The 7,009-nt window shown below is 60.8% G+C and carries 7 protein-coding genes and 2 pseudogenes; 3 read left to right on the top strand and 6 right to left on the bottom strand.

Annotation, left to right across the window (positions count from 1 at the left end; all coding sequences use genetic code 11):
* Both NW835_RS02450 and NW835_RS02445 read left to right on the top strand, forming a co-directional pair.
* Positions 1-731: pseudogene (locus NW835_RS02450) on the top strand (hypothetical protein); the annotation flags it as partial.
* Positions 732-881: 150 nt separating this feature from the next.
* The gene (locus tag NW835_RS02445) at positions 882-1,076 is read left to right on the top strand and encodes a hypothetical protein (RefSeq protein ID WP_414364232.1); all 195 of its coding nucleotides are present in this window, start codon (positions 882-884) and stop codon (positions 1,074-1,076) included.
* Here NW835_RS02445 and NW835_RS02440 read toward each other — a convergent pair.
* The 6 genes and pseudogenes from NW835_RS02440 to glmU all read right to left on the bottom strand — a co-directional run.
* The gene (locus NW835_RS02440) at positions 1,073-2,035 is read right to left on the bottom strand and encodes an AEC family transporter (protein WP_414414432.1); all 963 of its coding nucleotides are present in this window, start codon (positions 2,033-2,035) and stop codon (positions 1,073-1,075) included. The two genes, NW835_RS02445 and NW835_RS02440, sit on opposite strands and share 4 nt — an antisense overlap.
* A 49-nt stretch (positions 2,036-2,084) precedes the next feature.
* A complete protein-coding gene (locus NW835_RS02435; RefSeq protein ID WP_414414431.1) occupies positions 2,085-3,344 on the bottom strand; it encodes a 4-hydroxy-3-methylbut-2-enyl diphosphate reductase in 1,260 nt (419 codons plus the stop codon).
* Positions 3,345-3,491: 147 nt separating this feature from the next.
* Positions 3,492-3,785 carry a lipopolysaccharide assembly protein LapA domain-containing protein gene (locus NW835_RS02430; protein ID WP_414364235.1) on the bottom strand — a complete coding sequence of 98 codons (294 nt, stop codon included), beginning with the start codon at positions 3,783-3,785 and terminating at the stop codon, positions 3,492-3,494.
* A gap of 22 nt (positions 3,786-3,807) precedes the next feature.
* Positions 3,808-4,284, bottom strand: a complete 477-nt coding sequence (locus NW835_RS02425) for a pentapeptide repeat-containing protein (RefSeq protein ID WP_414364236.1) — start codon at positions 4,282-4,284, stop codon at positions 3,808-3,810.
* A gap of 116 nt (positions 4,285-4,400) precedes the next feature.
* Complete coding sequence (locus tag NW835_RS02420) at positions 4,401-4,937, bottom strand: PPC domain-containing DNA-binding protein (RefSeq protein WP_414364241.1); 537 nt, start codon at positions 4,935-4,937, stop codon at positions 4,401-4,403.
* Positions 4,920-6,269: pseudogene (glmU, locus tag NW835_RS02415) on the bottom strand (bifunctional UDP-N-acetylglucosamine diphosphorylase/glucosamine-1-phosphate N-acetyltransferase GlmU); the annotation flags it as partial. The gene NW835_RS02420 and the pseudogene glmU, both read right to left, overlap by 18 nt.
* A gap of 121 nt (positions 6,270-6,390) precedes the next feature.
* On the opposite strand from glmU, the gene NW835_RS02410 reads away from it, so the two are divergent.
* Positions 6,391-6,819, top strand: a complete 429-nt coding sequence (locus NW835_RS02410; RefSeq protein WP_414364237.1) for an SHOCT domain-containing protein — start codon at positions 6,391-6,393, stop codon at positions 6,817-6,819.
* Positions 6,820-7,009: the final 190 nt, after the last annotated feature.

The raw sequence follows: 7,009 nt of genomic DNA, 5'->3' as shown, positions 1-7,009 counted from the left end.
CTCAGCCGGTGGTGATCATCGGCGAGGCCCTGGATCTGGATCGGCAGGCGGAGGCCTATCGTTGGCGCCTGGGCTTGCCAGATCTGACACCCTTGCGCTTCAGCTCAGGCGAGGATTGGATCCGTTCCGGCGGGGAGCCTTTGCCGAGCCTTTCCCTCTACTTGCCGCGGCTGCCCTTGCCCAACAGCCCCCTCTTCCGGGAGCACCTGTTGCAGGAGCTAAGGAGCCTGATCCCACAGGTGCAGGGCTTTGTGGTGGTGCTGGTGTCGGATCAACCTCTGCAGGTACAGGTGGGGGCTGCTTTGGCTGCCGAATTTGGCTCGCGGGTACGGGTAAACAGCCTATTTTCCGGAGAAAAGGGCATTTTGGTCTGCGACTGGCCCTACTGGTTGCAGCACAAGGCCAGCCTACCCTGTCCAGAGCTGCTGGCGATTGCCACTCTGCCTTTTCCCTCGATGGAGGATCCAAGAGTGGCCGGACGGGTGCAGTATCTGCAGCGCACCCAGCAGGACTGGTTCCGCCAATACCTCTTGCCAGTGGCGGCCAGCCAATTGCAGCGGGCTGTCGCCCCTCTGCGACAAGGCGCAGAAGCAGATGAAGCCTCCGGCTTGCCCACCCGCTGGGTGGCGATTTTGGATAGCCGCATCGTTGCCCGCAGCTATGGCGTTGCCCTCCTCAATGCCTTGGGGCCAACCCTGCGCATCCAGCAGCGCAGCCAATTGTTCGTTTAGGGATCCCTGGGCTTCTTGGCCTTGCCTTCAGCCCCTCTTCCTCAGGGAGAGGGGAGAGAGATAGGCAGATTTGTATCCTAGGAAGCCAAAGCCAACGGGGATCCGGGCTATTCTGAGTTCAGTCTGCTCTCAGCTTCCTCCTCAGAAATCATGACCAGTCCTGCTCTCAGCCCCGATACAGAACGGCGCGCCCAAGCGGTTTGGAAGCCGTTGCGCCAGGCCATTGTGGAAAGCTCGGGCTTCCGAGGATGGCTCCAAGGACGGGAACTGCCCAGCCAGGAGTCTGAGCTGGATCGTTTGGTACATTGCTACCTCGAGCAAACCCTCTCTCACCTGGCCTACTAGGATCCCCATAACCCCAGCCAAAGGGGCAGGGTAAACAAAGCTGCCAAGTAGCCTACGGCCAGGGCCGTTACAGTAAGCTCCCGATCCAAGTCGTATTCTTCCGTGAGCACCAGGGTGGCAATAGCAGGAGGCATGCCAGCCTGCAAAGTTAGCACCAGCTTGGCCAAGGGGGGATAGGGAGTCAAGGTTAACCCCAGGCCAACCAAGAGAGGGACAATCACAATTTTGATGAGGAGAGCCACTGCGGCAGGGAAAAAGGATCCCCAGTGCTTCACTTGAGCCAGCCGCATTCCCAAGATGATCAGACTCAGGGGAATCGTGCTCCAGGCAAAGGCAACCAAGCCTTGAGAGAGCCACCCCGGCAGGGGTTGGCGAGCCAGGGCCAAGCCGACAAAGAAGGCCCAAAGGGTGGGGCTGCTCAGCAGTCGGATCGCTGTTTGCCGGGGACGAGGGCGAGAGGGGCTGTGGCGGCTGGCCACCCACACCCCCAGCCCATAGGCCGTAAAGAGCGTACCCAACAAATCGTAGAACAAAGCCCAGCCGAAGTAGGCGCTCCCGGCCACCGCCAGACAGATGGGGTAACCCAAATAGCCGCTATTCCCCAAGGTGGCCGCCAGATAAAAACTTCCTCGCCGTGCTCTGCTCCAAAGCCAGGGATCCCGCTCGTTCTTTCCCTGCCAGGCATGGTGTTGCCATCTTAGCCAGGCGTTGGCCAGGGCAAACCCCAGCCCGGTTGCCAGCCAGCAGACCAAAGGGGCCACCCAGATCTGGCCGGAGAGATCCGCCTTCTGGATAAATCCAATTGTGCCCAGGGGCACCCCCACCCAGAACATGAACCGGCCTAGAACGTGGGGATCCAGCCAACGCTTCCAGCCGGTGGGCAGCCTTTTCTGGAGGACAAACCCCAGCAGCGTCCAGCCCAGCAGGGGGAGATAAACCTGAAAAAGGGTGGTGAGCACGCCAAAGTGGCTCTAGGGGGAAGAGGAAAGGGATCCCGTCATCACACAGTTAGCTAGGGATCCGCTGGGGTTCTTCACGTAGGGCAAAGATGCGCAGAATCACCTCTTCTACCACCCGGTCTGGGGTAGAGGCACCGGAGGTGATGCCGATCTGCACCGGCCCATCGGGCAACCAACCCTCGGTAACAATTGGGTCTTGGTGGAGGGGCTTGTGGCGGATGCAGTTGGGGGGCTGGATGCAGTCGGGGCCATCGATGTGGAAAGAGGGCAGCCCCTTGGCCAGGGCAATTTCCTGCAGGTGAGTGGTATTGGAGGAATTGACCCCGCCGATTACCACCACCACGTCCAAGGGCCGCTCCAGCAGCTCAAACATGGCATCCTGCCGTTCTTGGGTGGCGTTGCAGATGGTGTTGAAGCTCATGAAGTGGTTATCCAGCTCCTGGGGGCCATATTTGCGCAGCATCGTGGTCTCAAACAGCTTGGCAATGGCGCGCGTTTCCCCCTCCAGCATCGTGGTTTGGTTGGCAATGCCAATCCGCTCCAGATCCCGATCTGGATCGAAGCCGGGAGACGTGGCCTTGTCGAAGCGCCGCCGAAATTCTGCCGCATCTCCGCCTTCCAAAATGTAGCGGGCGACCCATTGCGCTTCTTCCAGGTTCAGCACCACCAGATATTTCTCGGCAAAAGAGCTGGTGGCTACGGTTTCTTCGTGGTTGTACTTGCCGTGGATGACAGAGGTGAATTGGGCGGCGCGGTGTTTGTCCACCTGGTTCCAGACGCGGGACACCCAGGGGCAGGTGGTATCGACGATCTCGTTGCCCTGCGACCGGAAAAACTCCATCTCCGATACGCTGGCCCCAAAGGCAGGCCAGATCACCACGTCCTCGGGCCGGATCTGGGAGAAGTCCTTCTTGCCATCCGGGCCTTTCTCCACAAAGCGGATCCCCATCTCCTGTAGGTGGCGGTTGACCAGAGGGTTGTGGATGATCTCGTTGGTGATCCAGATCTGCCGATCCGGAAAGCGGCGCCGCGCTTCGTAGGCATATTCCACCGCCCGCTCCACACCCCAGCAGAAGCCAAACGCCTTGGCCAGATGGATGGTGATATCCCCCTGCCGATAGCAGTAGGACTGGGCGCGGATCTGCTCCACCAGCGAGCTTTTGTAGGTGGTTTGCAGCTCCCGTTGGGCTTGATCCTTGTGCTCTTCAAACCCTTTGGCAAAGTAGGTGCTGGAGCTGCGCAGAGCCTTGCGCAGGGCACGCGGATCCTGGGGGGAGCTAGCCGGAGAAGAGGGTTGGGAATGAGGCATGGTTGTCACTTGGTCTGTGCACCGCTAACAGCAAAGGGATCCTCTCTCAGCTTACGCCCTGTCTTGAGTGCGTAGGTCACCCCGGCGGCAGGACAGCCCCCAAAAATCCGAAGGGATCCCAGACTCGATCCACAAGAGCCAGGGCAGCTACCGAGAGATTGCGCTCTCAGGAGGCGGCTGATCTTGCCTTTCCAGTTGCTGCAGCCGTTCCTGGAGCTGACGGGCAGTCAGGGAGAAGCTGCGCCCCGGCCAAAGCAAAGAGCCTAGCCCCGCCGTCAACAAACCCAGGCCGATGGCCGCGGCGATGAGAAACCCCAAGGGGAGCTCCACCGAGCGCCACATTAGAAAATAGACGGTCAGAGGGGTGGGGTTTTGTCCGGCCAGGACTGCCACTCCCAAAGCCAACAGCAGTGTCAAGGCCAAGTGGAACAGCAGCAGCATGAGGGATCCCGTCGCAACAGTTCTATTCTGCCTTGCTGGCCGACGGCGCAGGCCAGGGCTGCACTGTGCCATCGGGCAGGATGGCGCCGCTTAGGTCGGCACCAATCAGCACCGCTCCGCCTATTTTTGCCCCGCTCAGATCGGATCCCTGCAGTTGGGCACGGGTTAGCTTGGCTTCCCACAGGTAGGCCCCGTGCAAGTTGGCTTCCCGCAAATCGGCAAAGCTGAGATCGGCGCCAATGAGGTTGGCTTCCCAAAGGTTGGCACCGCGCAGGTTGGCCCCCATCAGGTTGGCGGAGCTGAGATCGGCTCCACGCAGATCCGCCTCCTGCAAGTTAACCCCGCTCAGCTTGCCAAAGGAGAGGTTGGCCCCTCTCAGATTCACCCCCTGCAGGGTGGCACGCACCAAGTCCACACCCACCAGGTTGGATTCTTGAAAGTTGCGCTCGCCGGCGGCATAGTTTGCCAGCAGCTCATCTGCAGTGGTCACTCGGGGCATAGCCGGGTACCCCCAATCGCCGAGTTTATCCAGCAACCCTTAATTGCCAAATGAGGTGCTGATGACTCAATGCTAGATGTTGGCCATTATACCGTCTATCTACAGCCGCTCGCGGTTCACGGCGGGCAAGAAGGGATCCCCGCCGCTGTCTCATCTGCCCTCTGGGGAGAGGGCGGGGTTGCTTCTGCTACCTTTTGGATGTGCAGCTCCAAGTAGCCGGTGGCCGGATCCGGCTGACGGGAGAAGCGGTACTCCAGGCTGTCGGCAAGGACAATCTCGGCGGTGGTGTAGATGAGGCAGCCAGGGCGCAGGTGCCCTCCCCAAGTTCGGCCTTGGGCATCGGCAACAGCCAGATGGAGATGGACGCCGTCCGGGCACAGGGATCCGCTCAAGGCCAGGATCTCCAGGCGCTCGGCCAACAAGTAATCCTCCGTTTGGTCGGCTAGACGCAGGGTGGCTTGGCTGAGGCTGCCAACAGCACTGAGGACAAAGGCTGCCTGCAGGGGTTGTTGGCGGGCAAAGCGCTCCAGCTCCTGCTTGAGGTCTTGGCCGGGCAGCAGGCGTAGGGGGTAGATCTTGAGGGATCCCGTGGGTAGAGGCTGTTGGCAGCCAGCAGCAGCAGCGCTCCCCGGTCGCCAGCCGGGCTTGACCACCGGGTAGGCACGGGCAATCACCAGGCAGTCGTCAGGCACAGGGTAGCGGGCAGGGATGGTGGAGCCGGCGGCAATGGTGACATCGGATCCCACCTTGAGGGGGGCCACCAGCACCGAGTTGGCGCCGGTCTTGCTGCGATCGCCGATTTCTGTGAAGTGCTTCTGCTGGCCGTCGTAGTTGGCGATGATCGTGCCGGCGCCGATGTTGACCTGGGATCCCAGCTTGGCGTCACCTAGGTAGGCCAGGTGGGCGGCGTTGGTGTGGGAGCCAATCTGAGTGTTTTTAACTTCCACAAAGTTGCCAATGCGGCAGCCGTCGCCAATGCAGCTATTGGGGCGGATATGGGCATAGGGCCCTATCCAGACATGGTTGCCGATCTGGCTGTGGCTGACCACCGAGTAGAGGATGTGGCAATCGGAGCCGATGGTGCTGGAGTCGATCCAACTGCCCGGCCCCAGGCGGGTGCGCGGCCCGATGCGGCACCTCCCGCGCAGGTGGGTTTGGGCTTCGATCACCACATCGGGGGCCAATTCCACCGTCTCTTCCAGGCTGACGCTGTCGGGATCCACAAAGGTGACCCCGGCTTCCATCCAAGCTTCCTTAAGGCGATCCTGCAAAATCTGGTGGGCTTGGGCCAGTTGGCGGCGGTCGTTGATGCCAACGATTTCCTGAGGATCCTCAGCGTCTAGGGCAATGGCTTTCTCCAGTAGTTTAACCGCGTCGGTGAGATAGTACTCCTGCTGGGCGTTGTTCCGCTCCAAACGGGGCAGCACCCGGGCCAGGGCCGGCCAATGGAAACAGTAGACGCCGCTGTTGATGCGGCGATTTTGCCGTTGGGCCGGGGTGCAGTCCCGCTCTTCCACCAGCTCCAGGATCCGCTGCTGGGCATCGCAAAACACCCGCCCATAGCCATAGGGATCCGCCACCTGGGCCGAGAGCAAGGTCACATCCGGCTGGACTTGGCGGTGGCGTTCCACCAGCGCCTGCAGGGTTTCCACCCGCAACAGAGGCACATCCCCGTTGACCACCAGCAGATCCCCTTGAAAGTTGCCAAGGACAGGCAGAAGCTGCTGCACCGCGTGTCCGGTGCCCAGTTGCTGGGCCTGCTCCACAAATTCAACCGGGTACCCCTGTAGGGTTTGGCGCACCTGCTCCTGCCCGTAACCCACAATCACCAGACAGCGCTGGGGCGCCAGGGCCAGCACCGTGCGCAGCAGCCGCTCGATCAAAGACAGGGATCCCAGCTTGTGCAGCACCTTGGGCAATTGCGACCGCATACGGGTGCCCTTGCCCGCTGCCAAGATTGCTACGGCCAGCTCCCGCTCTGCCATCTTTGCCCTCCGATCTGCCCCCATCAAGTATACGCGGCAGGCGCTGGTGTTCCCTCCCCCTCTGCCAAGCCCTTGGAAACTGCGCTAGCCTGGTGGCACGTGTAGGTGGGGCAGGGTATGTATGGCTGGGAGCGAGGGCTCGGATACCCCTCTTCAAAAACGTCAGCGCTTGGTCCGCGAGGCAGCCGGCTGGCTGGCAGTGCTGGGGGTGCTGATCCCGGGACTGCAGCGCTTCTACATGGGCCACAAGCGCTGGGGCTGGGTGTACTTGCTGGTGGGGCTGATGGTGTTGGTTCCCTCTATTCCCCTGCAGATCCTCAGCTATGGGCTACGAGCGCTCTGCCTGCTGGAAGGGCTGTGGTTGCTTACCATGACCAATGAGGACTTCGATTTTCGCTTCAATCGGGATCTCATCGAGCTGGACTGGAGCAGCGCGAAAGGTCGGGAAGTCCGGGATCCCGAGCAGCAGTTGGAGCTCCAGTTGAAGCAGGGCTTGATTACCCGCGACGAATACGAGGAGCGCCGCCGCCACCTTCGCGAGATCTCTTGAGTGGGACTGCGATTGCTCCAAGATATTTCCGACCTACAGCCTGTTAATTTAAAATGGGGTACAGGTTTTAAGAGGGAGGAAGAGAGGCCAACCCATTCTTTGGATCTACGGCAAAGAGTTGTAGCGTAGCAGCTTATCAGGCAGGTCAGACCTCTATCCGTCAGGTAGCCGAACGGTTCATGGTGACCAA

The organism is Synechococcus sp. OH2, from assembly GCF_047462155.1.
Lineage (GTDB): Bacteria > Cyanobacteriota > Cyanobacteriia > Thermostichales > Thermostichaceae > Thermostichus.
Note: the sequence above shows the minus strand (reverse complement) of the source record. Positions and strands in the feature narration are given on the sequence as shown.

Bases quoted from the DNA above. Each gene is read 5' to 3' on its own strand.
- NW835_RS02410 (WP_414364237.1), top strand. From the start codon at position 6,391: ATGGCTGGGAGCGAGGGCTCGGATACCCCTCTTCAAAAACGTCAGCGC.
- NW835_RS02445 (WP_414364232.1), top strand. From the start codon at position 882: ATGACCAGTCCTGCTCTCAGCCCCGATACAGAACGGCGCGCCCAAGCG.
- NW835_RS02425 (WP_414364236.1), bottom strand. From the start codon at position 4,284: ATGCCCCGAGTGACCACTGCAGATGAGCTGCTGGCAAACTATGCCGCC.
- NW835_RS02435 (WP_414414431.1), bottom strand. From the start codon at position 3,344: ATGCCTCATTCCCAACCCTCTTCTCCGGCTAGCTCCCCCCAGGATCCG.
- NW835_RS02430 (WP_414364235.1), bottom strand. From the start codon at position 3,785: ATGCTGCTGCTGTTCCACTTGGCCTTGACACTGCTGTTGGCTTTGGGA.